The sequence below is a fragment of the Sphingomonas sp. Leaf230 genome (assembly GCF_001421745.1).
GTDB lineage: Bacteria > Pseudomonadota > Alphaproteobacteria > Sphingomonadales > Sphingomonadaceae > Sphingomonas.
Genome location: NZ_LMKW01000012.1, coordinates 78,116 through 104,367, shown reverse-complemented (window position 1 = coordinate 104,367; position 26,252 = coordinate 78,116). Strand labels below are relative to the sequence as shown.

20 protein-coding genes are annotated in these 26,252 nt (G+C 67.6%); 8 read left to right on the top strand and 12 right to left on the bottom strand.

The window, feature by feature from the left end; genetic code table 11:
* Nucleotides 1-156 precede the first annotated feature (156 nt).
* From ASE82_RS16440 to ASE82_RS16405, 8 genes are all read left to right on the top strand, one after another.
* The gene (locus ASE82_RS16440; protein WP_056065747.1) at nucleotides 157-2,607 is read left to right on the top strand and encodes a TonB-dependent receptor; all 2,451 of its coding nucleotides are present in this window, start codon (nucleotides 157-159) and stop codon (nucleotides 2,605-2,607) included.
* Between the two features lie 14 nt (nucleotides 2,608-2,621).
* Nucleotides 2,622-3,428, top strand: a complete 807-nt coding sequence (locus tag ASE82_RS16435) for a TOBE domain-containing protein (RefSeq protein ID WP_082441629.1) — start codon at nucleotides 2,622-2,624, stop codon at nucleotides 3,426-3,428.
* A gap of 214 nt (nucleotides 3,429-3,642) precedes the next feature.
* Nucleotides 3,643-4,095 carry a MarR family winged helix-turn-helix transcriptional regulator gene (locus ASE82_RS16430; RefSeq protein WP_056065743.1) on the top strand — a complete coding sequence of 151 codons (453 nt, stop codon included), beginning with the start codon at nucleotides 3,643-3,645 and terminating at the stop codon, nucleotides 4,093-4,095.
* Nucleotides 4,096-4,105: 10 nt separating this feature from the next.
* Complete coding sequence (locus ASE82_RS16425) at nucleotides 4,106-6,148, top strand: FUSC family protein (RefSeq protein WP_056065740.1); 2,043 nt, start codon at nucleotides 4,106-4,108, stop codon at nucleotides 6,146-6,148.
* On the top strand, nucleotides 6,145-6,351 hold the full coding sequence (locus tag ASE82_RS16420; RefSeq protein WP_056065737.1) for a DUF1656 domain-containing protein: 207 nt from the start codon (nucleotides 6,145-6,147) through the stop codon (nucleotides 6,349-6,351). Before ASE82_RS16425 ends, ASE82_RS16420 begins: the two co-directional genes overlap by 4 nt.
* On the top strand, nucleotides 6,348-7,250 hold the full coding sequence (locus ASE82_RS16415; RefSeq protein WP_056065727.1) for an efflux RND transporter periplasmic adaptor subunit: 903 nt from the start codon (nucleotides 6,348-6,350) through the stop codon (nucleotides 7,248-7,250). Before ASE82_RS16420 ends, ASE82_RS16415 begins: the two co-directional genes overlap by 4 nt.
* A 101-nt stretch (nucleotides 7,251-7,351) precedes the next feature.
* On the top strand, nucleotides 7,352-8,794 hold the full coding sequence (locus tag ASE82_RS16410) for an efflux transporter outer membrane subunit (protein ID WP_056065724.1): 1,443 nt from the start codon (nucleotides 7,352-7,354) through the stop codon (nucleotides 8,792-8,794).
* Nucleotides 8,791-10,290, top strand: coding sequence for a DHA2 family efflux MFS transporter permease subunit (locus ASE82_RS16405; protein WP_156348941.1), 1,500 nt, complete (start codon nucleotides 8,791-8,793; stop codon nucleotides 10,288-10,290). Before ASE82_RS16410 ends, ASE82_RS16405 begins: the two co-directional genes overlap by 4 nt.
* Before the next feature lie 136 nt (nucleotides 10,291-10,426).
* Here the strand turns inward: ASE82_RS16405 and mdoH are convergent, their stop codons facing one another.
* From mdoH to ASE82_RS16345, 12 genes are all read right to left on the bottom strand, one after another.
* A complete protein-coding gene (gene mdoH / locus ASE82_RS16400) occupies nucleotides 10,427-12,232 on the bottom strand; it encodes a glucans biosynthesis glucosyltransferase MdoH (RefSeq protein ID WP_056065720.1) in 1,806 nt (601 codons plus the stop codon).
* The gene (locus ASE82_RS16395) at nucleotides 12,232-13,725 is read right to left on the bottom strand and encodes a glucan biosynthesis protein (RefSeq protein ID WP_056065717.1); all 1,494 of its coding nucleotides are present in this window, start codon (nucleotides 13,723-13,725) and stop codon (nucleotides 12,232-12,234) included. The genes mdoH and ASE82_RS16395 overlap by 1 nt, the downstream gene beginning before the upstream one ends.
* 78 nt (nucleotides 13,726-13,803) lie before the next feature.
* Nucleotides 13,804-14,061 (bottom strand): hypothetical protein, encoded by a 258-nt coding sequence (locus ASE82_RS16390; protein ID WP_056065714.1) that lies wholly within the window; start codon nucleotides 14,059-14,061, stop codon nucleotides 13,804-13,806.
* Nucleotides 14,062-14,333: 272 nt separating this feature from the next.
* The gene (locus ASE82_RS16385; RefSeq protein WP_056065711.1) at nucleotides 14,334-15,023 is read right to left on the bottom strand and encodes a response regulator transcription factor; all 690 of its coding nucleotides are present in this window, start codon (nucleotides 15,021-15,023) and stop codon (nucleotides 14,334-14,336) included.
* A complete protein-coding gene (locus ASE82_RS16380) occupies nucleotides 15,020-17,680 on the bottom strand; it encodes a sensor histidine kinase (protein ID WP_056065707.1) in 2,661 nt (886 codons plus the stop codon). Before ASE82_RS16380 ends, ASE82_RS16385 begins: the two co-directional genes overlap by 4 nt.
* The gene (kdpC, locus tag ASE82_RS16375; protein ID WP_056065703.1) at nucleotides 17,677-18,252 is read right to left on the bottom strand and encodes a potassium-transporting ATPase subunit KdpC; all 576 of its coding nucleotides are present in this window, start codon (nucleotides 18,250-18,252) and stop codon (nucleotides 17,677-17,679) included. Before kdpC ends, ASE82_RS16380 begins: the two co-directional genes overlap by 4 nt.
* 277 nt (nucleotides 18,253-18,529) lie before the next feature.
* On the bottom strand, nucleotides 18,530-20,560 hold the full coding sequence (kdpB, locus tag ASE82_RS16370; RefSeq protein ID WP_056065700.1) for a potassium-transporting ATPase subunit KdpB: 2,031 nt from the start codon (nucleotides 20,558-20,560) through the stop codon (nucleotides 18,530-18,532).
* Between the two features lie 14 nt (nucleotides 20,561-20,574).
* Nucleotides 20,575-22,278, bottom strand: a complete 1,704-nt coding sequence (gene kdpA / locus ASE82_RS16365; RefSeq protein WP_056065698.1) for a potassium-transporting ATPase subunit KdpA — start codon at nucleotides 22,276-22,278, stop codon at nucleotides 20,575-20,577.
* A 12-nt stretch (nucleotides 22,279-22,290) separates the two neighbouring features.
* Nucleotides 22,291-22,380, bottom strand: a complete 90-nt coding sequence (gene kdpF / locus ASE82_RS16360) for a K(+)-transporting ATPase subunit F (protein WP_055875324.1) — start codon at nucleotides 22,378-22,380, stop codon at nucleotides 22,291-22,293.
* Between the two features lie 113 nt (nucleotides 22,381-22,493).
* Nucleotides 22,494-23,342, bottom strand: coding sequence for a TorF family putative porin (locus ASE82_RS16355; RefSeq protein WP_056066063.1), 849 nt, complete (start codon nucleotides 23,340-23,342; stop codon nucleotides 22,494-22,496).
* A 297-nt stretch (nucleotides 23,343-23,639) separates the two neighbouring features.
* Nucleotides 23,640-24,764: a Na+/H+ antiporter NhaA gene (gene nhaA, locus ASE82_RS16350; RefSeq protein ID WP_335337813.1), complete on the bottom strand. Its 1,125-nt coding sequence runs from the start codon at nucleotides 24,762-24,764 to the stop codon at nucleotides 23,640-23,642.
* Nucleotides 24,761-26,155 carry an FAD/NAD(P)-binding protein gene (locus tag ASE82_RS16345; protein WP_082441628.1) on the bottom strand — a complete coding sequence of 465 codons (1,395 nt, stop codon included), beginning with the start codon at nucleotides 26,153-26,155 and terminating at the stop codon, nucleotides 24,761-24,763. Before ASE82_RS16345 ends, nhaA begins: the two co-directional genes overlap by 4 nt.
* Nucleotides 26,156-26,252: the final 97 nt, after the last annotated feature.

The window sequence follows — 26,252 nt, the reverse complement described above, 5'->3', positions numbered from 1 at the left end:
AATGGCCCGCGACGCTTGCCAAGCGTCGTCCCCCAATTGGGCCCCGGCCTTCGCCGGGGTGGTGCATGTATCGGGACGTACGCGTCCGCAAATCCCTCTATCTGTTTCGAAACTTCTCGTTATGTAGCTCGACTATATAACGAAGGGGTAATTACAATGCGGCGACATGATTTCGCGCGGCTGAGCGCCGTGCTGCTGGCATCGACATGCCTGCCGACAATGGCCCAGGCGCAGACCAGCGCCGCCAATCCGGAACAGACCCGCACCGAGGGCAATGTCGCGCAGCCGAGTGCCGACCCGGACACCTCGATGGAGGTGATCGTCACCGCCCGCCGTCGCGCGGAAAACGCGCAGAAGATCCCCGGCTCGCTGTCCGTCGTCGGTGGCGCGCTGCTCGACCGGTCGTACACCGTGAACACGCAGCAACTGTCGCAGCTCGTCCCCGCGCTGAACTACAGCTCGGCCAATCCCCGCAACACAGCGTTCACGATCCGCGGGCTCGGCAGCAGCGTCGTCGCGGTCAGCCAGGCCAATGACGGGCTCGAACCCGGCGTCGGCTATTATGTCGACCAGGTCTATCACGCGCGCCCCGCCACCGCCGCGTTCGACTTCAGCGACATCGAGCAGGTCGAGGTGTTGCGCGGCCCCCAAGGTACGCTGTTCGGCAAGAACTCCACCGCCGGCGCGATCAACATCACCACACGGGCGCCCACCTTCACGACGCAGGGCGAGGCGGAGATCAGCTATGCGAGCTACAACTTCCTCCAGGTGAAGGGCGCCGTCTCGGGCCCGATCATCGGCGATACGCTGGCGGGCCGCGTGTCGGTGGTCAGCACGCGCCGCGACGGCGTGATCGATAACGTCGTCACCGGCCGCGACCAGAACACCATCGGCAACCAGGCGATCCGCGGGCAGCTACTGTTCCGCCCTTCCGAAGTGTTCCAGGTGAAGGTCAGCGCCGACTTCACCAACTTCCAGAGCAATTGCTGCACACAGGTCTATTACAACGTCGCCACCCGGCCCGGCAGCGGCACCGACGGCCGCCTGTTCCGCACCGCCACGCGACAGTTCGGCGGCCCGACCGGCCTTGCCGCGCAGTTCAACTACGCACCGCCCAGCACCAATCCGTACGACCGCAAGACCGACATCGACGCGGCGCTCGGCGTCGATACCAACGAAGGCGGCGTCGGCGTCATCGCGGACTGGAACCTCGGGGCGGCGACGCTCACCTCGGTCAGCGCGTGGCGGTTCTGGAACTGGGACGCCGACAACGATCGCGACTATACCGGCATCCCGATCCAGACCGAACAGCACATCCCTTCGCGCCAGGACCAGTATAGCCATGAACTGCGCCTCGCCTCGAACGGCGACCACAGGTTGAGCTACGTCGGCGGGCTCTATTTCTTCCGCCAGCGCGTGATCGGCCGCCCGATCTCGATCTACGGCCCCGCCGCTGCACGCTACCTGATCGGCACGTCGACAGGCACGGGCGCCGCTGCAACCGCCGTACCCAGCAACCTGCTCGACGGCTACGGCACCGACGGCCGCACCGATTTCCGCTCGGACAGCTATGCCGCGTTCGGCGAGGTGAACTGGAAGCCGGTCGATCGCCTCACCCTGACCGGCGGGCTCCGGTATACCTATGAGGAAAAGGAGGGGACATACGACACCTTCACCTTCGGCGGCTTGCAGACGACCAACGCCGCACTGAACGCCGCCAAGCTGTCGATCTTGCGTGGCCAGAACTACGCCGCGAGCGACAAGGACGGCGCGCTGACGGGGCGCGGCAACATCGCGTACCAGGCGACCGATAACGTCCTCGCCTACGCCAGCTACGCACGCGGCGAGAAATCGGGCGGTATCAACATGTCTGGCCTTCCGCTCAATGACCAGAACCAGCCCGCCATCGGCACGGCCGTCGTCCGCCCCGAGAAGAACACCGCGTACGAGATCGGCCTGAAGACGCAGCTGTTCGACAATCGCCTGATCTTCAACGTCGACGGCTATTACACGCGCGTCACCGATTTCCAGGCGAACGTCACCGACACCCGCGCCGCCGCCGCGTTGCGCACGTACCTCGCCAATATCCCGAAGGTGACGGTGCGCGGGTTCGAGGCTGACGCGACCGCGCTCGTCACCCGCAACCTGTCGCTGCGCGGCAGCGTCGCCTATGCGGACGGCAAGTTCAATTCCTACCCGGCAGCGCCCTGCCCGATCGAGCGGATCTTCAATACGGCCGCGTTCTGCGATCTCAGCGGGCAGCGACTGTCGAGCCTGCCGCGGTGGTCGTACACGCTCGGCGCGGACTACAACCAGCCGATCGCCGACATCGGCAGCGGTTTCGTCCACGTCGACTCGAACACCCGCACGCGCCAGTTCGGCGACCCGTCGGGTTCGGCGTTCACGGTCATCCAAGGCTACACGATCGTCAACGGCAGCATCGGCTTCCGCTCGAAGCAGGGCTGGGAACTCGCGGTGTTCTCGCGCAACCTGCTGAACAAGGATTACATCCAGAACGTGACGATCCAGGCGGGCAATTCCGGCCTGATCCTCGCCACGCCGAGCGACCCGCGCACGATCGGGCTTACCTTCCGCATCAAGCAGTAGGTATGAGGGGGGCCATGACGCTACCGCCGGACCCCGCCCTCCACGCCACGATCCTGCTCGCCAAGGACCAGACCGGCCGCGTCGGCGCCGACCGGATCGCGCTGCTGCGCGCGATCCGCGACGGCGGCTCGATCACCAGCGCGGCCAAGGTCGTCGGGCTGAGCTACAAGGCGGCATGGGACGCGGTGCAGGTGATGAACAATCTGTTCGACCGCCCGCTCGTGCTCCCCGCGGCGGGCGGCAAGGACGGCGGTGCGAGCCCGATCACCGAGGCGGGCGTCGCGGTGCTCGACGGTTATGCGGTCGCCGAAGCCGAACTCGCGAGCGCGATGGCGCGGATCGAGGCCAGCGTGTCGAACGGGCTGTCGCTGAAGCCCTTGCTATGGGGAATCGGAATGAAGACGAGCGCACGCAACGTGTTGCGCGGCACCGTGTCGCGCGTGACGCCGGGGACGATCGATGCCGAGGTTACGCTGGCGGTGGCGGATGGCGTGGAGATCGTCGCGACGATCACGCGCGGCAGTGCCGAGGATCTGGGACTGGTGCCGGGCGCGACCGCGCTCGCGCTCATCAAGTCGAGCTTCGTGATCCTCGCGCGCGGTGACGAGAGCCTGCGGACGTCGGCCCGCAACACGCTGACGGGGACCGTAATCGCGCGTGAGGACGGCGCGATTTCGAGCGAAGTGACGCTGGAACTGACGCTCGGCAAGACGCTGACCGCCACATTGACCAAGGAAAGTGCCGAGGCGCTCGACATGCAGATCGGCACGCGAGCACTGGCGTTGATCAAGGCCAGCCACGTGATTCTGGCGGTCGAGTAACGACGTTTACCCCACCCGGTACCACCCCGGCGGAGGCCGGGGCCCAATTGGGGAACGTTGATAACGGAGTCCGGCCCTCCGTTACCGCAACCTCTCCAGTTGGGCCCCGGCCTCCGCCGGGGTGGTACCAATTTAGCGAGACCGGTTTCTAACATTTCCGTCATGGTTCGATTCCGCATTGCAGCAGACACGATCGCCATTACTTAGCATGCTAATGACTTCCCCCCGCGCCATCCTCGAGTCGTCCTACGCTCGCACCCTTCTGCCGCTCGCAAAGATGTGGCGGCGGGCAGCAGATCGGGCGTTGCGCGACATGAACGTGTCGGCGTCGACCGGCTGGGCGCTCGTCCAGGTCGGGAGGCTCGGCGACGATGTGCGCCAGACCGACCTCGCGCAGCAGCTCGACGTGACGCAGGCGTCGCTGGTCCGCTCGATCGACCAGATGTCGGCCGCCAACCTCGTCGAGCGTCGCCGCGACCCCGCCGACGCACGCGTCAGCCGTATTCGCCTGACCGATCGCGGCCGTACGCTCGTCACCACGATCGAGGCCAAGTTCGCCAGCCTGCGCGCGGGGATGCTCGACGACGTGTCCGACGACGATCTCGCCACCGCGTTGCACGTCGCGGAGCGGCTCGGCGCGCGGTTCACGGCGGATCACGCGCGATGAGCCCGGCACGATGAACCTCACCCGGTTCGGCGGGAAGGAAGCGCTCTTCTCGGTCAAATGCCTGATCGCCGCGTTCCTGGCCTATTACATCGCGCTCAGGATCGGTCTGACGCGTCCTTATTGGGCGGTGACGACGTCGTACATCGTCGCGCAGCCGCTGGCGGGCGCGGTGCTGTCGAAGGCGGTGTTCCGCGTCGCCGGTACGGTGCTGGGCGCGGCTGCCGCGGTGGTGCTGGTACCGAATCTGGTCAACGCGCCCGAGCTTCTCTCGCTCGGCCTGGCGCTGTGGCTCGGGCTGTGCCTGTATATCTCGCTGCTCGACCGGACGCCGCGCGCGTACCTGTTCCTGCTCGCAGGCTATACGGCCAGCATCATCGGATTTCCGTCGGTCACGACTCCGGGTGCGGTGTTCACGATCGCCGCCTTGCGCGTGCAGGAGATCACGATCGGCATCCTGTGCGGGAGCCTGGTCCACGGCTTCGTCTTCCCGCAGACCGTGACCGCGACGCTGCTCGCGCGGATCGACGCGATCCTGGCCGATGCCGAGCGCTGGTCGCGCGATTCGCTGGCGGGAGCATCCGATGCCGCACTCGACCGCGATCGGCGGCGCCTCGCGCTCGACATCAACGAGCTTCATCAGTTGTCCATCCACCTGCCATTCGACACCGCGCGCCTGCTGCCCCGTACGCGGACGCTGCGTGCGTTGCAGGCGGAGTTGTCGATGCTGCTGCCCCTGGCAAGCGCGGTCGACGACCGGATCGTCGAGCTGAAGCGCGGTGCAGATGCGCCTCGCCCCGAAGCGCTCGCGTTGATCGAGGACGTCCGCGAATGGCTGCGCGATCCGCCGCCCGTGGCCGACCGCGGCCCGACCGCAGACGCCTTGATCGAACGCGCCCGCGTTCTCGAGCCGGTGGTGGGCGACACGCTCATCTGGCGCGATGCGTTGCGGCTCAGCCTCCTCGCGCGGCTTGGCGAACTGGTCGACGCGCACCGTAACGCGCGCGACCTGCGCGACCAGATGCGCTCGCCATCGCGCGCACCGGTCACGCCTGCGGTCGCACGGCTGCTCGCCCGAATCGCCAAGCGACCGCTTCACCGCGACCGGGGTATCGCACTCCGCGCCGCCGCCGGCACCGTCGCGACCATCCTGCTCGGCTGCGTCTTTTGGATCGGTACGGGCTGGTCGGACGGGGCGGGCGCGGTGCTGATCGCGGGCGTGTGCTGCGCGCTGTTCGGCAACAGCGACGACCCCGCACCATCGATCCTGGCGTTCTTCTACGGCACGATCATCGGGCTGGTCATATCCGCCGTCTACGCCTTCGCCATCCTGCCGCGCGTGACCGATTTCGTGACGCTTGCCGCCGTGCTCGCACCGCCGATGCTGATCGGAGGGATGTTTCTCGCCCGTCCAGCGACCTTGCTGATGACGCTCGGCGGGTTGCTCGGCGCGCTGAACACGGTCGGCCTCAACGACCGGTTCGGCGGCAGCTTCGACGCGTTCCTCAATGGCGGCATCGCGCAGTTGATCGGCACGCTGTTCGCGGTCGTCACGGTCGGCCTGTTCCAGACGATCGGCGCGGACACCAGCGCGCGGCGATTGATCCGCGCAGGCTGGCGCGAACTGGCGGCGCGCAGCGACTCGATGAGCCGCCCCGATGCCGCCGGCTGGATCGCCCGGATGCTCGACCGCATCGGCCTGCTCGCCCCGCGCCTTGCGTTGCAGGGCGAGGATCCGGGCAAGCCGTTGCTCGACGCGTTGACCGACCTGCGTGTCGGCGTCGCGGTCGGCGAACTCAAGCAGTTGCGGATGAATGGCTCCCCCGACGAGGCCGCGGTGATCACGCCGGTCCTTCGTGGTATCGGCGCGCATTACCGTGCGTTACGTCCGGATGAGCCCGCGCCACCCGAACCCGACCTGCTCGCCGGAATCGACGCCGCGATGAGAGGCTTCGCGACCAGCACGCCCGATCGCCACCGCACCGGCGTGCTCGCGCTGACCTCGCTACGCCGTAATCTTTTCCCGTCGGCACCAGCGTATGGAGCAGCCGCATGACCGGCGAAATCTCGATCGGCGGCGTCTACTTGCCGAGCATCCTGCTGCTCGCCGTCGCCGCCGTCATCCTGACCGGCATCGCCACGCGGCTACTCGCGTTCGCCGGCGCCTACCGCGTGGTGACGTATCGACCGCTCGTCGACCTTGCGCTGTTCATCCTCATCCTCGGGCTGCTCGCCCTGCTGACCGGACCTTCCGCATGACCTCTTCCCGCCTCAAGTCGCTGTTCGCCCCGCTGGGTCGCTCGGCCGTCACGCTGATCATCGTCGCGCTAGCGGTGCTGGTCGCACTGTGGCTGTGGAAGCGGTACGAGACCGATCCGTGGACGCGCGACGGGCATATCCGCGCCGATATCGTCCGCGTGACGCCCGACGTCGCCGGCCTCGTCACACAGGTCGCGGTGCACGACAACCAGGCGGTGAAGCCCGGCGACGTTCTGTTCGTGGTCGATCGCCCACGCTTCCAGCTGACGCTAGCGCAGTCCGACGCGTCGATCGCGAGCGCACGCGCGACGCTATTGCAGGCACGGCGCGAGGCGCAGCGTGACCTGGCGCTCGGCGATCTGGTGGCAAAGGAAACGCACGAGCAGAACGTCGCGCGCGTCGCCACCGCGTCGGCGGCGCTGGCGCAAGCGCAGAGCGCACGCTCGACCGCGGCGCTGAACCTCGCGCGGACGACGGTGCGTGCGACGGTGCACGGGATCGTCACCAACCTCGATCTCCACCCCGGCGACTATATCGCGACGGGCGCGCAGGCGATGGCGCTGGTCGACACCGACTCGCTCCGCGTCGAGGGCTATTTCGAAGAGACCAAGCTTGGCAGCATCCGGGTCGGCGATCCGGTGGTCGTCCACCTGATGGGCGAGCCACAGGCGCTGCACGGCCGCGTCGACAGCATTGCGGCTGGGATCAACGACAGCGAGCGGACCAACACGACGAACCTGCTGCCGAACGTGAACCCGACGTTCAACTGGGTGCGACTGGCGCAGCGTATCCCGGTGCGGGTCAAGCTGACCAGCGTGCCGAAGGGGACGCAGCTGATCGTCGGCCGCACGGCGACGGTGACGGTCCAGCCGCGCGTCGCACCGGGGACGACGGCATGATGTTCGGTCGCCATCTCACGTCGCTAGGCACCGCCCCTTCTTCCCCCCTCCCTGGAAGGGAGGGGCTGGGGGTGGGTCGGCGTCCGCAAAACCGCACCGTTGTGCCTCAAGCAGGCCAACCCACCCCCAGCCCCTCCCTTGCAGGGAGGGGAGCAGTTGCGGCAGCATTCGCGCTTGCCCTCGCTGCCTGCACGACCGCCGGCCCGAACTACGCCCTCCCCGAGTCCGCAGTCGTCAACCGCCCCTCCGCCCAAGGCGCATTCGACAGCGGCAAAGAAAAAGCGTTCGCCGACACCCCCCTCCCCGACCACTGGTGGCAACTCTACGGCGACGCCCGCCTCGACGCGTTCGTCACGGAAGCGCTCGCCGCCAACACCGATCTCCGCGCCGCCGACGCCAACCTGCGCCGCGCAGACGCGGTCGTCGCCGAAGTCGCGGCTGGCCGAACGCTGTCGACCGTCCTCGGCGGCGGCACATCACTCGACCGCCCCTACACGACCGGCGGCAACCTGCCCGGCACGCTCGACTACAACCTCGGCATCACGCTAGCCTATCCGCTCGACCTGTCGGGCCGCATCCGCCGCGCGATCGAGGCGGCACAAGGCGATGCCAAGGCCGTCGCCGCCGCGCGAGACAACGTCCGCGTGACCGTCGCCGCGGAGACCGCGCGCAGCTACGCTACCGCCTGCACCGCCAACTCGGTGCTGGCCGCGAACAACCGCATCCTCGCGCTGCAACGCCAGACGCTGAACGTCACGCAGCGCTTGCAACGCGGCGGGCGCGGCACCGCGTTCGACGTGACGCGCGCGCGCACCGCGGTCGACCAGAGCGAGGCGCTAATCCCGTCACAGGTAGCGACGCGCACCGCCGCGCTCTACCGTCTTGCCACGCTGATGGGCCGCACGCCCGCCGACTATCCCAGGGACGTCGCGACCTGTGCGAAGCCCCCGGCGCTAACCCGGCCGCTGCCGATCGGCGACGGGACCGCGTTGATCCTGCGCCGCCCCGATATCCGCCAGGCCGAACGCTCGCTCGCCGCCGCCACTGCGCGGATCGGCGTGGCGACCGCCAATCTCTATCCGCAAGTAAGCCTCGGCGGCTCGGCCGGGTTCACCGGGCCGATCTCCTCGCTTGGCTCGACTAACGCGTTCCATCTCGGGCTTGGACCGTTGATCAGCTGGAGCTTCCCCAACCGCCCGGTCATCCGCGCGCAGATCGCCCAGGCCGGCGCCACCGCGGACCAGGCGCTCGCGCAGTTCGACTCGACCACGCTCGAAGCGCTCCGCCAGACTGAGACCGCACTCTCCGCCTATGCCCGCGAAGGCGACCGCAACGCCGCGCTCCGCCGCGCGCAGTCCAGCGCCGCGCGCGCCGCGGACCAGGCCGGTACGCTCTACCGTTTCGGCCGCACAGACTTCCTCTCGCTGCTGACCGCGCAAGCGGCGCTGACCACCGCGCAGGCGAACCTCGCCGCGTCCGACGCGCTGCTGGTCGATCGCCAGGTCGATGTGTTCAAGGCGCTCGGCGGGGGGTGGCAGACTTGAGGCTGCGTCGCCGCGGGCTGGCGTCGATCAACAGCGAAATCCGCGACGGCATCATGCCCGCCGCCGACACGATCGCGCGCGTCGCCAAGGACCCGGACGCGGTACCGCACACGCCGAGCAACTACCGCGTCACCGCGCTGATCATCGCCTGCGCGCTGTTCATGGAGCAGATGGACTCGACCGTGCTCGCCACCGCGCTGCCGACGATGGCACGCGATTTCGGCGTGCCCGCGACCAGCATGAGTTCGGCGCTGACCTCGTACCTGCTGGCGCTCGCGATCTTCATTCCCGCGAGCGGGCGCCTCGCGGACCGGTTCGGCTCGCGGACGATCTTCCGCGCGGCAATCCTCATTTTCGTCGGCGGATCGATGCTCTGCGGCCAGGCGACCAGCCTGCCTTTCATGATGGTCGCGCGCTTCCTGCAAGGGCTCGGCGGCGCGATGATGATCCCGATCGGCCGCCTCGTCCTGCTCCGCAGCGTCGCCAAGGAGGACATGGTCCAGGCGATGTCGTGGCTCATCATGCCCGCGCTGATCGGCCCGATCCTGGGCCCCCCGGTCGGCGGCGCGATCGTCACCTATCTCGACTGGCGCTGGATCTTCTACCTAAACGTCCCGATCGGCCTGCTCGGCGTGATCCTGGTAACGCGCTTCATCGGCGAGGTCCGCGAGGACAAACCCGCGCGCTTCGACGTGCCCGGCTTCATCCTGTCTGGCGTGTCGCTCGGCTGCCTGTTGTTCGGGTTCGAGATGACCAGCCGGACTGGCGAACTGTCGCGCGCGATCGTCCTGATCGCGGTCGGGCTGGTCGCAGGCGTGGCCTATATCCGCCACGCGAAGCATCGCAGCGATCCGATCCTCGACCTGTCGCTGATGCGGATCCCGACCTTCCGGCTGTCGGTGATCGGCGGATCGCTGACCCGCATCACGCAGGGCGCACAGCCGTTCCTGTTGCCGATGATGCTCCAGCTTGGGTTCGGGATGACCGCGGCGGCGAGCGGTGCGATCACGATTGCCGGCGCGATCGGTTCGTTGATGATGAAGAGCCTGGCCCCACGCGTGCTCAGACGCTTCGGGTTCCGCAACAGCCTGATCGTCGGCGGACTGTGCGCGAGTTCGGGCTACGCAGTCGCCGGCCTCTTCCGCCCCGACTGGCCGATCCCGGTGATCTTCGGCGTGCTGATGATCTCCGGATTCTTCATGTCGTTCCAGTTCTCGGCGTACAACACGATCGCGTATGACGAGATCCCGTCGTCGCGAATGAGCAGCGCGACCAGCTTCTACGCGACGTTCCAGCAACTGATGCTGTCGCTCGGCATCTGCGTCGGGGCGGCGGCGCTGCACGTCGGGATGCTCGGCACGGGTGCGACGCGGCCGGCGCTGACGGACTTCACGTTGGCGTTTCTGGTGGTAACCGCAGTGTCTGCCTCAGCGACGATCTGGAACCGACGTTTCGCGGTGGATGCGGGGGCGGAGTTGAGCGGACACCGGGCATAGCAGGACCAACCTGCCCCCCTCCCTGAAAGGGAGGGGTTGGGGGTGGGTAGGCCAGCTTGTGCCGCGACCGTTCGCCGATACGGAAACCGACCCACCCCCGGCCCCTCCCTTCCAGGGAGGGGGGAAGTAATCGGCGTCAGACCTGCGTCGCCGGCAGCGACGGTCGCGACAGCACCGATACATGCTCGCCCGGCTCGACGAACATGCCGTGCGACAGCGCCCACCGCCCCGCCTTCTCGCTCGCCGTCAACATCGTCAGGAACGGACTCAGCAACAACCCGAGCGTCACCGGCGCGAGCCACGCCGCAGTGACCGGCGCGAACGGCGTCACGAGCAACAACGCGACCCCCACCCCGACATGCCAGCGATACCGCGGCATCACGTCCGCCAGCGACAGTTCGTGCGCGTCACGGTTCTGCGGTGCCCAACCGGACTTCCGCCCCATCAGTATCCCCACAAGATCCATCGTCTGGGTCAGCGCGATCACCGGCGCGGACAGCATCGAGAACGGCACGTCGATCAGCACCGACCGCACGATCCCGCGCCGTCCGCCGAACCCGGCGCGCCGCTCCGCATTAGAGAACGCCCAGATCACGCTCAACAGCTTCGGCCCGAACAGCAGCAACAGCGTGACGAACAGCACCTGCAGCGAAGTCTGCGCCTCGACGATGTTGCGCTCGCCGATCAGCGCCTGAACCACGCTCGTCGCGATCATCAGCAGCCACACCGGCGAGGTGATGAACGCCGACGCCCCCATCAGCAATTGCAGCCGGCTGATCCAGTGGAACCCCGATGAGGTCAGCAGGCTGAGATGCTGGATGTTCCCCTGCGCCCAGCGCCGGTCGCGTACCGCCGCATCGATCAGCGTCGGTGGATATTCCTCGAACGTCTCCTCGGTCATCAGCATGTGCACGCGCCAGCCGCGCCTACGGAGCAGCGCCGCCTCGACCATGTCGTGGCTCATGATGACGCCGCCGAACGGCGCGCGGCCAGGAAGATCGGGAAGCCCGCAACTCGACGCGAACGCCTCGATCCGGATCAGCGCATTATGCCCCCAGAACGTCGCCTCCGAGCCCGACCACCAGACCAGCCCGGCGGTGGAGATCGGACCGTACAAGCGGCTAGCGAACTGCATCCAGCGCTGGAAGAACGTCACGCCATTGATCACCGCCGGCACGGTCTGGAGCAGCGCCACCGCAGGCCGCCGTTCGAGCACCTGCGCCATGCCGATGATCGTGTTGCCGCCCATCAGGCTGTCCGCGTCGAGCATCAGCATGTAGCGATAACCGCCGCCGAACCGCCGGATCCACTCGGCGACGTTACCGGGTTTGCGCCCCACGTTCACGGTGCGGCGCCGGTAATAGAGCGCGCAGTCGAGCGTCGGCGCGAGGCGCTCCCACGCCGCGACCTCGGCCGCTTCCGCCGCTTCGCCGGAATCGCTCAGGATGAAGATATCGAACCGGTCGGCGACACCGCCGGCGGCGATCGCGCGCGCCATCCACGCGATCCGCTCGAACACCGCATCGATGTCCTCATTGTGGACCGGCATCAGGATCGCGGTGCGGCCCTCAAGCGGCTCTGATTGGCGCGGCGTCGGGACGAACCCCGGATGGCCGCCGGTCATTAGCAGCACGAAGCCGATCGCAGCGTTCATGAATCCGAACGCGATCCACGCGAACAGCGGGAAGAACAGCGCGAGCAACGCTGCGTCCCAGAAGCTCAATCCGTCGGCGAGCAGCGATTCCTGCACCGCCGACGACGCCGCGGTTGCCAGCAGCCCGGTCATCAGCACGAGGAGAATGCGGCGCGCGAGCATGTCGTCGGACGACACCACCATGCCGGGGCCGGGCTCGGGCGCGGACCAGGGTGGCGGCGGACCGTCGAAACGCTGCGGCGGCATCTCGATCGGCGTTTCGCCCGGCATCATGGGAAGCGCGGACATCAGAAGATCGGGGTCAGGACGGTTTCGCTGAGCGCGCGCCCGCCGCGCGTGAGGAACAGCCTGACGTCGGCGGGGCCCTGTGCGTCGGGGGCGACGTCGGCGGTGACGCGCCAGCGGTTCTTCTGGCCGACGACCGGATAGGCGGCGTTGGCGAGCACCTTGCCGCGGACGACGTCGATCTTGGCGGTTACGCCGCTCTGTCGATCGAGACCGGCAAGACCGGTCCCGACGAAATCTACCACCAGTTTCCGCGCACCCTTGACCGGTTCCGCGCCCGGCCTGCCCGCGACACCCTGCCAGCAGTCGACGACATGCGCAGCGCTGGCGACAGCAGTCGGATCGGCGGATTGCCACGAAAGGCTATAATCGAACTGCAACCGCTGACCGGCCTTGGCGGGCGCGGCAGGCGTCCAGAACGACACGACATTGTCGACCGTCTCGCTGTTGGTCGGGAACGCATACAGCATCACCGCGCCCTTGCCCCAGTCGCCCTGCGGCTGGACCCACAGGTTCGGCCGGCGATCGTAGAACGCGCCGTCGTCCTGATAATGATCGAAATTCCGGTCGCGCTGGATCAGCCCGAAGCCCTTGGGCGCCTGGTCCGCGAAGCTGTCGAGCGTATCGTGCGGCGGATTGTTGAGCGGCCGCCAGATGCGTTCGCCAGCGCCGGTGAGCAGCGCCAGACCGTCCGAATCATGGATCTCGGGACGCCAGTCGACCGCGGCGGCGCGATTGCCCTCACCGTACCAAAACATGCTGGTCGCAGGCGCGATGCCGAGCCGCTCGATGTCGCGGCGGACGTTGAGCACGGACGAAACCTGCTGCTCGACGCCCGCACCTGCAACGTGCCGCGACTGGATGCGGTACGCGCCGGTAACGCTCGCGCCGTCCATCAGCGCATAAATCGTGTACGCGTCCGCGCCGGTCCGCTCGATCCAGAATTCGGTGAAGTCGGGAAATTCCTCGCGGCCCGGCAGCCCGGTGTTGATCGCGAGGCCGCGTGCCGACAGGCCGTACTGGTCCTGCGCGCCGGCGGTCCGAAAATAGGACGCGCCCTGGAACGCCATCCAGTCGCTGGTCCCCCCCGGTGCCATTGCGCGGAAGCCGGCGATACCGAGCGCAGCGGCGTGGCCTTCTTCGGCCTCGAACAGGTCGCGCGAGAACTCGATGCGACGCGCCTGACCGTTCTCGACGAGGTTGATCGCGACCGGCATCGGCGCATAGCGACCGAGCGGGAACAGGCGGATCCCACCGGCGAGCGTCTTGTCCGCGCGGAAGCGGATGCTGCCGACCTTGTCGTAATCGATCGCCTCGGCGGCGGCGACCTTGGCGGGCGCGCTGTACGGCTTGGTCGCGAGGGTCGCGGCGCGCGCCTGCAGCGCCTCCCACGAGAACGGCTCGGCCTTGCCGGGCACCGTGCGCATCGCAGCGAGGGCCTGCGGGACGACACCCAACAGACCCAGCGCGGTAACTACTTCGCGTCGACCGATCATGCAGAGCGCTCCCTCGTCGTCATTATGCTGCAATGCGGTAGCATAGGCACACGTTCCACGCGCGTCGACACGCCCCGACTAGGGCGCGGCCCGTCGCGCCGCGCGTTGCCAGCGGGCACTGATCCTGACTGGGTCGTGGATATGGCCGCCGACGACGACCAGCATCGCACCGACACTCGCGCAGACGAAGCCGATCATGGCGAGCAGGAACGCCAGCGCGCCGGTTGCCGGGTGGAGCCGGGTGAGCGTTTGGATCGCGATGACGGCAATCGCGAGCAACAGGATTCCGCTCACGCGGAGGCTGAGATCGGTGCGGAGGCGGCGAGCGTCGGTCATGCGACGCTTGAGCTATCGCTTGCCTCATAAGCCTTCGAGATCGATTTTGCGGGGAAGCCATAGTGTTCGCATAGTGCGCAACCCCGTCATCCCGGCGAAAGCCGGGACCTCGCGCAGCAGGGGCGACGCGTGGTTGGAGACCCCAGCTTTCGCTGGGGTGACGGTTTGGGCGCGAAATTATGAGCGGAGCGCTTCCTTGCTCTCCCGCGAAGGCGGGAGCCCAGACTGGGTCCCCGCCTTCGCGGGGAAACATGCTACCTGCCTGGGAAGCGCTAGGAGTCGACCAGCAACCGGTATCCGATCCCGAGCTCGTTCGCGATCACCGTGCCGACTCCCCCCGCCCCCTCCAGCTTCTGCCGCAAATTCCGCACCACGATTCGCAGATATTCGATCCGCCGGTCGTGATCAGTCGGCCACGCCGCCTCGAGGATCCGTTGATGCGTCACTACTCGCCCCGGATGTGCCGCAAGCGCCGACAGCACGTCGAACTCCTTGCGCGTCAGATGCGCTTCCTCATTCCCGCGGCGGACCAGCCGGTGCTGGAAATCGATCTCCACCCCATGCGCACGCAGGACCGTCGGCCGCGATGTCGCCTCCCCTCGCCCGCGCAGCGCGACGCGGAGGCGGGCGAGCAACTCCTCCGTATCGAACGGCTTCGTGACGTAATCCTCGGCCCCGAGATCGAGCGCCGCCACCTTCTGGTCGGTCGCCTCGCGCGCGGAGACGACGAGGATGATCGGATCGCCGAGCTTCTTCAGCAGCGGCACCAGTTCGAGCCCGTCGCGATCGGGCAACCCCAGGTCCAGCAGCACCGCCGTCAACGGCCGGCTCCCCGCGATCCGCAGCGCCTCGCGCGCATCGACTGCCTCCTCGACGCCGTACCCCGCGCGTTCGAGCGTGTTCTTCAACAGCCGCCGGATGTGCAGTTCGTCGTCCACTATCAGGACCGTTTGCGCGCTCATAGATTCGCTCCATCGGTGTCGCGGACGAGCAGGGCTACGGGGAAGCACAGGCTGAACTGCGCGCCCGTCAGGTCCTCGCGGTTGCTGGCTTCGACGGTCATGCCCATCGCTTCGGCGAACGCTTTCACGATCGCAAGCCCGAGCCCGGTGCCGCCGATCGCGCGGTCGGAGCCTTCGAGGCGGCGGAACGTCTCGAACACCTCCTTTTCGCGGCCGGGTGGTAGGCCCGGTCCCTGGTCTATCACCGACAGGCGGAGCATCCCGAAGCGGTGTTCAGCCCGGACGAGGATCGGCGTGCCGGGGTCGGCGTAGCGGCCAGCATTGTCGAGCAGGTTGAGCAGACAATGATGCAACAGTTGCGGATCGACACGGACCAACGGCAGGTTCGGCGCGACGTCGAGCTCGATCGCATGACCTTCGAGCACACGTTTCGTGTCATGCACCGCGCCCGCCACCGCATCGGTGAGGTCGGTCGGCTCCAACCGCAGCCGGAGCGCGCCCGCTTCGACGCGGGCCATGTCGAGCAGATTGCCAACGAACCGATTGAGTCGCGCCGCCTCTGTCTCGATCGTGTCGATCAGCTCGGGCGTGACGCCGCGGTGCAATTCCGCCGCCGCCGCCATCACCGAGGTCAGCGGCGTACGCAGGTCGTGGCTGACCGACGACAGCAACGCCTGCCGCAACCGATCACGCTCGCGCACCGCATCGACGTCGCGCATCTCGACCTCCAGCCGCGCGCGTTCGAGCACCAGCGACGCCTGATCGACGAGGCTCATCAGCAACGGCAACTGGTCCGATCGCACCGGATCCCCACCCGCTTCCCGAGCCAACCCAAGCACCGCCAGCGTCCGCTCGCCCGAGCGCAGCGGCTGGAAAAACCACTCCGACGCTGCCAGCGTGCTCGACCCGCGGCCGGCCGGTGCGCCCGTGTCGTAGGCCCATTGCGCGGCCGCCATCTCCATTGTCTCGAGCCGGTAGTCCGCGCCGTTCGCCGCCTGCACCGCAAGACCAGGGTCCTCTGCGACGAGGATCACGGCCCGCACACCGAACAACCGCCCGATTTCCTCGCAAATCGCTCGGGCGAGCGCGACCGGCTCGTTGAGCGAGGTCAGTTGGCGCAGGAAGCCGGCGAGCGCGGCGTTGGTGCGCGCGCTGGCGGCGGCGATGTCGGCCTGTGCGCGGACCCGCGATGTGAGCTGGCTCGTCACGAACGCGATGCCGAGCAGCACGAGGATCGAGATCACGTTCTCGGGATTGTTGATCGTCAGCGTGCCTGTCGGCGGCAGGAAGAAGAAGTTGTACGCGATCGACGACACCACGCCTGCGAACAGCCCGGTGCGGAGGCCAAACAGGCTCGCCGCGGCCATCACCGGAAGCAGGTACAGCAGCGCGACATTGCCCAGGTTGAGGATGTGGAACAGCGCGCTCGCGACGCCGGTGACGCCCGCGACCATCGCCGTCGTCCAGGCGTAGCCGGATTTGCTGCCCCAACCGCCGGTCCGCGCGCGCGTGCCTCGGGGTGCGGTGGCTGGGTCCATCGGCAGGACGTGGACGGCGATCCCGGGCGACTCGCGGACCATCTGGTCGACGACCGAGCCGTGACGCAGTTCGAACCAGCGCGAGCGGGTGGACTTGCCAACGACCAGCTGCGTCGCGCGCGCCTCGGCCGTGAATGTCTTCAGGCCGTCGACCACCGACGTCGCGGGGACGGTCGCGACGTCGCCACCGAGTTGCGTCGCCAGGTTGAAGACCGCGGCGAGCTGGCGGTGCTCGGCCTCGCCGAAGGTCTGTGCGCGGGGTGTCTCGATATACACCGCGGTCCAGGGCGCGTGCATCGCGTCGGCGATCCGCTTGGTGGCGCGGACGAGGCCAAGCGCGCCGGGCAGTTCGCTGATCGCGACGACGATCCGCTCCCCGCCGGCCCAGGTGCCGCCGACGCCGAGTGCGCGGACGTGTTCGAGCATCTGCGCATCGACGGCTTGCGCGGCGCGGCGGAGCGCGAGTTCGCGTAAGGCCGACAGGTTGGACTTCGAGAAGAAGTGCGCGAGGGCTCGCGTGGCTTCGTGGGGGAGATAAACTTTCCCTGCCTTCAGTCGCTCGATCAGTTCGTCGGGCGGAATGTCGACGACTTCGATCTCGGCGGCTTCGACGATGCTGTCGGGGACGGTCTCGCGGACGCGGACGCGGGTGAACGAGGCGACGACGTCGTTGAGGCTCTCGATGTGCTGGATGTTGATCGTCGAATAGACGTCGATACCCGCGGCGAGCAGCTCCTCGACGTCCTGGTAGCGCTTGGGGTGGCGGCTGCCGGGCGCGTTGGTATGCGCGAGTTCGTCGACCAGCACGAGCTTCGGCGCGCGTTCGAGGATCGCGTCGAGGTCCATCTCGTCGAGCGTGCGGCCTTCGTACGGGATCGGCTTGCGCGCGACGATCTCGTGGCCCCGCGTGAGCGCTTCGGTTTCGGCGCGACCGTGCGTCTCGACCACGCCGATGACGACATCAACGCCCGCACGACGGCGTTCGGCGCCTTCGGAGAGCATCTCGTACGTCTTGCCGACACCGGGGGCGGCGCCGAGGAAGATCTTCAGACGGCCGCGACCCTCCTGCGACGCCTGTCGCAGAAGGGCCTCGGGTGATGGTCGCGTGTCGTCGTTCAACGCGTTGCGTCGAGGGCGCGGTTGAGGGCGAAGACGTTCACGCGTGGCTCGCCAAGGATGCCGAGCAGCGAGCCGTCGACGTTGGCGGTGACCAGCGCGCGGACCTTGTCGGCGGGCAGACCGCGGGTGCGGGCGACGCGGGCGACCTGGGCATAGGCCGAGGCTGGCGACAGGTCGGGATCGAGACCCGAACCCGATGCGGTGGCGAGATCGGCCGGCAGTGGCCCGGTCACGCCTTCTGCGCGGCGCTTGGCGACATCGGCTTTGGTGCGATCGACGAGCGCCTGGCTGGTCGGGCCGTAGTTCGAGCCCGAGGAGGCCAATCCGTCATAGCCCTTGCCCGCTGCAGACGGACGCGTCTGGAAATAGCGGTCGGTGGTGAAGGCCTGGCCGACGACGGTCGAGCCGATCGCCTTGCCGTTGGCCATGATGAGGCTGCCGTTCGCTTGCGCGGGGAAGATGGCCTGTCCGATCCCGGTCATGGCGAGGGGATAGACGATCCCGAGGAGCAGCGCGAACAGGATCGTCATGACGAACGCCGGGCGGAGGGCGGAGGTGAAATCGGAGGTCATTCTGTCGTCTCCATGTGTCCCCGCGAAGGCGGGGACACAGTCTGGGCACCCGCCTTCGCGGGTGAACAATTCTTTGCGGTGAGGGCGGTTGAGGGCGCACCTTGCACCTTCCCCCCTAGCTCCACCCCGGCGAAGGCCGGGGCCCAATTGGGAAACGTCGCCAACTCGAGTTGCGCTTCGTTACCGCGACCTTCCCACTTGGGCCCCGGCCTTCGCCGGGGTGGTGCTGGGTGCTGGTGTAAGAGTGCATGCACGCACGACGTGTCAGGCTTGGCCATCATGCCAGCCCCAAGGCGCCGACCAGAAGGTCGATCAGCTTGATCCCCACGAACGGCGCGATCAGCCCCCCCAGACCATACACGGCGAGGTTCCGCGCAAGCAGCGGCCCAGCAGCCATCGGCTTATACGCCACCCCCTTCAGCGCGAGCGGCACCAACATCGGGATGATGATCGCGTTGAAGATGATCGCCGACAGGATCGCGCTTTCGGGCGAGCCGAGCCGCATCACGTTGAGCACGCCGAGCCCCGGATAGAGCGCGACGAACATCGCCGGGATGATCGCGAAATACTTCGCCACGTCGTTCGCCACCGAGAAGGTCGTCAGCGCACCGCGGGTCATCAGCAGCTGTTTGCCGAGGCCGACGATCTCGATCAGCTTGGTCGGATCGCTGTCGAGGTCGACCATGTTGCCCGCCTCGCGCGCGGCCTGCGTGCCGGTGTTCATCGCCACGCCGACGTCGGCCTGAGCGAGCGCCGGCGCATCGTTGGTGCCGTCGCCGCACATCGCGACCAGCCTGCCCCCCTGCTGTTCCTTGCGGATCAGGTCGAGCTTGTCCTCTGGCGTCGCCTGCGCGAGGAAGTCGTCGACGCCGGCCTCGGCGGCGATCGCGGCGGCGGTGAGCGGGTTGTCGCCGGTGATCATCACCGTGCGGATGCCCATCGCGCGCAGTTCGCCAAACCGCTCGCGGATGCCGGCCTTCACGACGTCCTTGAGGAAGATCGCGCCGAGCAACCGGCCATCGCGGGCGACTGCCAGCGGCGTGCCGCCGGCGCGGGCGATCTCGTCGGTGATACGGCGCAATTCAGTCGCGGCGGCGGTTGCCCCTGCCCCCGGATTGGCCTTCAGGATCGAGTCGACCGCGCCCTTCTGGATGAGCGAGCCGCCGACGACCGCACCCGAGATCCGCGTCTGCGCGGTGAACGGGATGACCTCCGCATCGCCCGGCAGTTCGCTGGTCGTCACGCCGAACTTTTCGCGTGCGAGCACGACGATCGAGCGGCCCTCGGGCGTTTCGTCGGCGAGACTCGCGAGCAACGCTGCCTCGGCCAGATCCTCGTCACGCGTGCCACCGACCGAGCGGAATTCGCTCGCCTGGCGGTCGCCGATCGTGATCGTACCGGTCTTGTCGAGCAGCAGCACGTCGATATCGCCCGCCGCCTCGACCGCACGGCCGGACTTGGCCAGCACGTTGAAGCGCACCAGACGGTCCATGCCCGCGATACCGATCGCCGACAGCAACGCCGCGATCGTGGTCGGGATCAGCGTGATCAGCAGCGCCGCGAGGATAGCGACCGGCACGCGGCCGCCCGCATAGCTGGCGAAGCCAGGGATAGTGCCGACCGCGATCAGGAAGATGATCGTCAGGCCGACTAGCAGCAGAGTCAGCGCGATCTCGTTCGGCGTCTTCTGCCGCTCGGCGCCTTCGACGAGTGCGATCATGCGGTCGAGAAAGCCTTCGCCGGGATTGGCGGTGACCTTCACGCGGATTTCGTCGGAGATGACGCGGGTGCCCGCGGTCACCGCCGAGCGATCGCCGCCGGCCTCGCGGATCACCGGCGCGCTCTCGCCGGTGATGGCGGCTTCGTTGACCGAGGCGACGCCCCAGACGACTTCGCCGTCGGCCGGGATCAGATCGCCCATCGTCACCAAGACGATGTCGCCCGCGCGGAGCATGCTGGCGGAGACGGACTCGACCTGGTCACCCTTCATGCGGCGTGCGGTCAACTCGGCCTTGGTTGCGCGCAACGACGCGGCCTGCGCCTTGCCGCGGCCTTCGGCGAGCGCTTCGGCGAAGGTGCCGAACAGCACCGTCAGCCACAGCCAGATCACCAGCTGGATCTTGAAGCCGACCGACAGCCCGTCGCCGCCGACGTTGACGAGGATCGTCAACAGCGTGGCAACGACCGCGGTGACGAACATCACCGGGTTGCGGATCAACTGCCGCGGATCGAGCTTGCGGAAAGCGTCGCCGATCGCGGGAACGATCAAGTCGGCCGTGAACAGCGACTTGGTAGGGGTGCGTGCCATTTTGGCTTGTCCCGTCAGAAGGTTTTGCCGCTGATCATCGCGAGATGATCGGCGATGGGACCGAGCGCGAGGCTCGGCAGGAAGGTCAGGCCACCGACGATCAGGATGATCCCGACCAGCAGGCCGACCCACAGTGCGCCCGTCGTCGGGAACGAGCCTGAGCTCTCCGGCGTGTACTTCTTGGCCGCGAGACCACCGGCGATGGCGAGCATCGGCACGATGATGAAGAAGCGCCCGAGCCACATCGCGACGCCCAGCAAGCCGTTGTAATACGGCGTGTTGGCCGTCAGACCGGCAAAGGCCGACCCGTTGTTACCGACCGCGCTGGTGAAGGCGTAGAGGATCTCGCTGAACCCGTGCGGCCCCTTGTTGAGCGGCCCGGCGAGCCCGTCCGGCAGCACGGCACTGAGCGCGGTGAAGCCGAGGATGACGAGCGGCAGGATGGCGATCGCCAGCACCGCCAGCTTCACTTCTCGCGATTCGATCTTCTTGCCGACATATTCCGGCGTGCGGCCGACCATCAGGCCCGCGACGAACACCGCGAGGATGGCGAACAGCAGGAAGCCGTAGATGCCCGCGCCGACGCCGCCGATGACGACTTCACCGAGCTGGATGTTGAGCAGCGGGATCATGCCGCCGAGCGCCGTGAAGCTGTCGTGCATGCCGTTGACCGCACCGCACGATGCAGCGGTGGTGACGACCGAGAACAGGGCGGACGCGGCGATCCCGAAGCGGACCTCCTTGCCTTCCATGTTGCCGCCCGCGACGCCGATATGGTGGAGGATCGGGTTGCCCGCGGCTTCCTGCCAATAGGTTACGGTGACGCCGGCGAGGAACAGCACGAGCATGGCCGAGAGGATCGCCCAGCCCTGCTTGGTGTTGCCGACGGCCTTGCCGAACGTCCAGGTCAGGCCGAAGCCGATCACGAAGATCGACAGCATCTGCACGAGGTTGACGAGCGCGGTCGGGTTTTCGAACGGATGCGCCGAGTTCGCATTGAAGAAGCCGCCACCATTGGTGCCGAGCATCTTGATCGCTTCCTGGCTCGCCACCGGCCCGAGGGTCAGCGTCTGCTTGAGGCCTTCCAGGGTCGTAATGTCGACCGTGCCGGCCATCGTCTGCGGCACGCCGCTGGCGATGTAGAAGAGCGTCACGACGACGCAGATCGGCAGCAGCACGTAGAGCGTAACGCGCGTCACGTCGGCCCAGAAATTGCCGATCGTCGCACTTGAGCGCCGCGCGAACCCACGGAACAGCGCGAACGCCAGCGCGATGCCGGTGGCCGCCGACAGGAAGTTGTGGATCGTCAGGCCGAACATCTGGCTGAAGTTCGACATAGTCGATTCGCCACCATAGCTCTGCCAGTTTGTGTTGGTGGTGAAGCTGATCGCGGTGTTGAACGCGAGATGCGGGCTGAGCCCTGCGAGACCCTGCGGATTGCCGGGCAGCACGCCCTGCAGACGCAGCACCGCATAGGTCAGCGCCATCAGCATCGCGTTGAACATGATCATGTGCAGCGCGTAACGGCGCCAGCCCTGCTCCTGTTTCGGGTCGATGCCGCTGAGCTTGTAGAAGCCGGTCTCGACGGGGCCGAGGATCGCGTGGATCGGGGTGCGGCGGCCTTCGTACAAGGCGAACATCCACAGGCCGACGGGTTTGGTCAACGCCAGCAGGATGCCGACGAAGCCCAGGATGAGGATCCATCCTTCGAATGTCATGAGGACGCGCTCCTAAAAGCGTTCGGGACGGATGAGCACCGCCACGAGATAGAAAAGCAGCCCGAGCGCGACGATCGCGGCGAGCCAGAGGTCGAGGGTCATGATGGTGTCCTCATGGGCTCAGGCGTTGTCGCACAGGCGGACATAGGCGAGCGTCGCCGCCACCAGTCCGAGCATGAACGCTATCCAGAGTAGATCCTGCATCGGTCGATCCTTCAGAAGGCGGCGGTGAGCGAGGCGACGATCGTGCCGTCGGCGATCGATCCGGTTCCGTCCTGGCCGTGGCTGAAGCTCGGCTGGAGATATGCGGCACTGCGACGCGTGATGTCGGTGTCGACATAGCTCACGTTCAGCGTCAGGTTTTTATACGTAGTGTCCGCACCGAGCGACCAATCCCAATAGTCGCCGGTCGGCGCCGCGCTGGTCGCGTTGGGGCCGAGCCCGTCATTGCCCCAGCTATGGCCGATATGCGCCTTCGCGGTGACCGGCGTTCCGGGAAGCGCGAACGCGCCGTCGCCGGTCAGGTAGAGATTGTCGGTCTTGGCGCCGGGGTTGGTGTAGACACCCGCCGCCGCATCGGCGCCGGTGCGATACCATTTGCCGAGTGCCTGCTGCTTCGGCGCATAGAAGGCGCTCGCGGTCAGCGTCGCCGGGCCGGTCGTGCCGCTGAGCTTCAAATAGGGCTCGGCGTAATCGGTCTTCGAGGCGCCGCCCGGATACATGTACCAGGTCAGGCCGACGTCGATCGTCGCGTTGTCCGCGAGCTTGTGCTTGTAGCCGCCGATCAGGTCGAGCTCCATGTTCGAGCCGCCGAACGTGCCCCAGCCGGACAGGTTCGAGCCCCATGCGCCGACGTAGATCCCGCTCTCATGCGCGATCGTCAGCCCGCCCTGGATCGCGCCGTCCTTGTCCGACTGCGACACGCCGCGCAGGCGATAGTCGGTCGCGAGCGTCACGGAACCGGAGACGGTGACGGGTGACGGCGGCGCGGTGTCCTGTGCGAACGCAGGCGTGGCGAGGCCAGCGAGAAGTCCGGCGGCGGCGGCGAAACGAAGAATGTGCATTGCGGTCCCCATGGGCGTGCCGCCGAAAGGATGGCGGTTCGCGAGGACTGGCAATTAGGCTCCGGCCGCGTAGCAATTCGAGATCGATTGCCGGGCCGGAGCATATGTTCCGCGTAGTATTGTCGAAATTATCGACGGCTACCGTACTGGCCAAGATGCACCACCCCGGCGGGGGCCGGGGCCCAGGTGGAAAGGTTGCTGTGACGAAGCGCACCCGCCGATAGCATCGTTGCCCAACTGGGCCCCGGCCTCCGCCGGGGTGGTGCCTGCCCAGTGCCGATCGGCATTACCGACTTACTATACGGTGCGGCGGAGGATCAGCCAGCCGGCGACGCCTGACAGGATCGAGCCGGCGAACACGCCGATCTTCACCGCGTCCATCGCATGCGGTGCACCGGCGAAGGCGAGCCCGCCGATAAACAGGCTCATCGTGAAGCCGATCCCGCACAGCACCGCCATGCCGTACACCTGCGTCCAACTCGCGTTCTTGGGCGCCTCAGCCAGCCGGAACGTCACGAGCCCACGGATGGTCGCGAAGATGCCGATCTGCTTGCCGAGGAACAGCCCCAGCATGATCCCGACCGGCAGCGGCGAAATCACGTCCGCCGCCACCATCCCGCCGAACGCGATGCCCGCATTGGCGAACCCGAACGCCGGTACGATCAGGAAACTCGACCAGGGTTGGAGCGCGTGTTCGAGACGTTTCAGCGGCGGCTGGCCGTCTCCGGTCCGTAGCGGGATCGTCATCGCAACCGCCACGCCGGCGAGTGTCGCATGGACACCCGACAGCAGAACACCGTACCAGATGCCGACGCCGATCAGCAGGTACGGCACCAGCGACCGCACGCCCGACAGGTTCAGGACGACGAGTACGCCGAGCCCTAACCCCGCCGCAAGCAACGGCAGCAGCGCGATATGGCCAGTGTAGAACACCGCGATGACGAGGATCGCGAGCAGATCGTCGATCACCGCGATCGCCGTCAGCAGAACCTTCAGCGAGGTCGGCACACGCGAGCCGAGCAGCGCGAGGATGCCGAGTGCGAACGCGATGTCGGTCGCCGCCGGGATCGCCCAACCGCGCAGATTGGCGGGCGTACCCGTGTTGACGAGCACATAGAGGGCCGCCGGCACCGCCATGCCCGCGAGCGCCGCCGCACCGGGCATGATCCGCTCGCCCCAGGTCGAGAGATGCCCCGAGACGAACTCGCTCTTCACCTCCAGCCCGATCAGCAGGAAGAACAGCGCCATCGCGCCGTCGTCGATCCAGTGATGGACGCTCATCCCGCCGACTGCGTGGTGCAACGTCGCGAAGTACGTTGACGCGAGCGGTGAATTTGCAACGATCAGTGCCGCTATCGCCGCCGCGAGCAGCACGATGGCGCCCGCCGCATCACCCGAGAAAAAGCGCCGGATCGCGGTCAAAGGCCCTCGCCCCCGACCCATTGCGCGTTGGACAGGCGGCGCGCGAGATCCCAGCTCTGGACGCGGATATCGGGTACCGCGACGACTTCCCACAATCCGCCGCGGGTCATCGGCCCGATGCAGTGGATCCGGTCGTCGGGCGTCCCATCGGCACGGATCGTGCGTGACTGCGCATCGACGTCGACGCCGAGCCGAAGCGGATCGGGGCGGATCGCACCGGCCGCGAGCAGGTGCTTCACGAGCGGCTCTTCCGACCGCAACAGGTCGCCCTGCGGTCCGGTGCAATTGACGATCCGCGCGGCGCGCGTGACGACCGGGTCGGTCTCGGCGCGTGGCCGCCATGTCAGCTTCGCCTGCGTCCCGTCGGCGTCGGCAGATACGATCTTTCCCGCTGCGAAGCTCAGCCGCCCGGTCGCGACGAGCGCCTCGACACGGTCCGCAACCGCAGGCGCCAGGCGGTGGCGATGGACGTCCCAATAGGGCCGCAAATGGCGAAGGAAGCGTCCGCGCACTTCCTTCGAAGCCGCCGACCACAGCATCTGCGTCACCGGACGAAGCTCATCGACTGCGCAGCGCCAGCCCTCCTCCGCGGCACGAGCGCGGACATGGCGGACGAGATCGGTCAGCCCACCCTGCGGCTTGTCCGAAACCCCGCGGTGCGCCGGCGCGCCATCGACATGCCGTCGCGGCGACAACCCGCGCCGCGACATCGCCAGGATATTCCCGGCGAACCCCTGCGCATCGAGCAGCAACGCCGCGTCGATCGCGGTCAGCCCGGTGCCGACCAGCACGACGGTGTCGTCCGCACCCAGCCCCTCGGCGAGGTTGGCCGCCCACGGGTCCGCGTAATAGACACCGGCCGGCAGCGCGTCCGGCTTCAACCCCGGCGGCGTGTGCGGCGGCAAATTGCCGAGCGCGAGCACCGCGGTGTCGGCTGCGATCTTGCGCCCATCCGCCATCGTCAGCGCCACGCCGTCGCCTTCGACCGGATCGATCGCGCAGACCTCGCCTTCTACATGCACCAGCCGGCCGTCCGATTCCGCGATCGCCGCATCGAGCAGTTCGCGCAGATACGCGCCATACGTCGTGCGCGGGACGAAGGTCTTGCGGTCGCCCTTGCCGTGCGCCTCCAGCCAGCGGACGAAGTGATCGGGATCGTCGGGCAGCGCACTCATGTTGCCGGCACGGACGTTCAACAGGTGATCGGGATGCGCGGCACTATACGCGACGCCCCGCGCGAGCTGCCGATCACGCCGCTCGATCAACGTCACGCGCGGCCCCTCGTGCCGCATCAGATTGACCGCGAACAGCGCGCCGGAGAACCCGCCCCCGACGACCACGACATGATCCTCGGGCCCCGCAATGCGCGGCATCGTCGCTCGGTCGTCCATCTGCTAGCTCACCTCGTTAGACGTGGACGCCATGCCCCATCGGCGGCGACTAGCCTACCCCCGAGCTACATCACCGCCTTCCAACCGGTCACATTGC

Coding starts and splice junctions, on each gene's coding strand:
- ASE82_RS16440 (WP_056065747.1), top strand. CDS start 157: ATGCGGCGACATGATTTCGCGCGGCTGAGCGCCGTGCTGCTGGCATCG.
- ASE82_RS16435 (WP_082441629.1), top strand. CDS start 2,622: ATGACGCTACCGCCGGACCCCGCCCTCCACGCCACGATCCTGCTCGCC.
- ASE82_RS16430 (WP_056065743.1), top strand. CDS start 3,643: ATGACTTCCCCCCGCGCCATCCTCGAGTCGTCCTACGCTCGCACCCTT.
- ASE82_RS16425 (WP_056065740.1), top strand. CDS start 4,106: ATGAACCTCACCCGGTTCGGCGGGAAGGAAGCGCTCTTCTCGGTCAAA.
- ASE82_RS16420 (WP_056065737.1), top strand. CDS start 6,145: ATGACCGGCGAAATCTCGATCGGCGGCGTCTACTTGCCGAGCATCCTG.
- ASE82_RS16415 (WP_056065727.1), top strand. CDS start 6,348: ATGACCTCTTCCCGCCTCAAGTCGCTGTTCGCCCCGCTGGGTCGCTCG.
- mdoH (WP_056065720.1), bottom strand. CDS start 12,232: ATGTCCGCGCTTCCCATGATGCCGGGCGAAACGCCGATCGAGATGCCG.
- ASE82_RS16395 (WP_056065717.1), bottom strand. CDS start 13,725: ATGATCGGTCGACGCGAAGTAGTTACCGCGCTGGGTCTGTTGGGTGTC.
- ASE82_RS16390 (WP_056065714.1), bottom strand. CDS start 14,061: ATGACCGACGCTCGCCGCCTCCGCACCGATCTCAGCCTCCGCGTGAGC.
- ASE82_RS16385 (WP_056065711.1), bottom strand. CDS start 15,023: ATGAGCGCGCAAACGGTCCTGATAGTGGACGACGAACTGCACATCCGG.
- kdpC (WP_056065703.1), bottom strand. CDS start 18,252: ATGACCTCCGATTTCACCTCCGCCCTCCGCCCGGCGTTCGTCATGACG.
- kdpB (WP_056065700.1), bottom strand. CDS start 20,560: ATGGCACGCACCCCTACCAAGTCGCTGTTCACGGCCGACTTGATCGTT.
- kdpA (WP_056065698.1), bottom strand. CDS start 22,278: ATGACATTCGAAGGATGGATCCTCATCCTGGGCTTCGTCGGCATCCTG.
- kdpF (WP_055875324.1), bottom strand. CDS start 22,380: ATGACCCTCGACCTCTGGCTCGCCGCGATCGTCGCGCTCGGGCTGCTT.
- ASE82_RS16355 (WP_056066063.1), bottom strand. CDS start 23,342: ATGCACATTCTTCGTTTCGCCGCCGCCGCCGGACTTCTCGCTGGCCTC.
- ASE82_RS16345 (WP_082441628.1), bottom strand. CDS start 26,155: ATGGACGACCGAGCGACGATGCCGCGCATTGCGGGGCCCGAGGATCAT.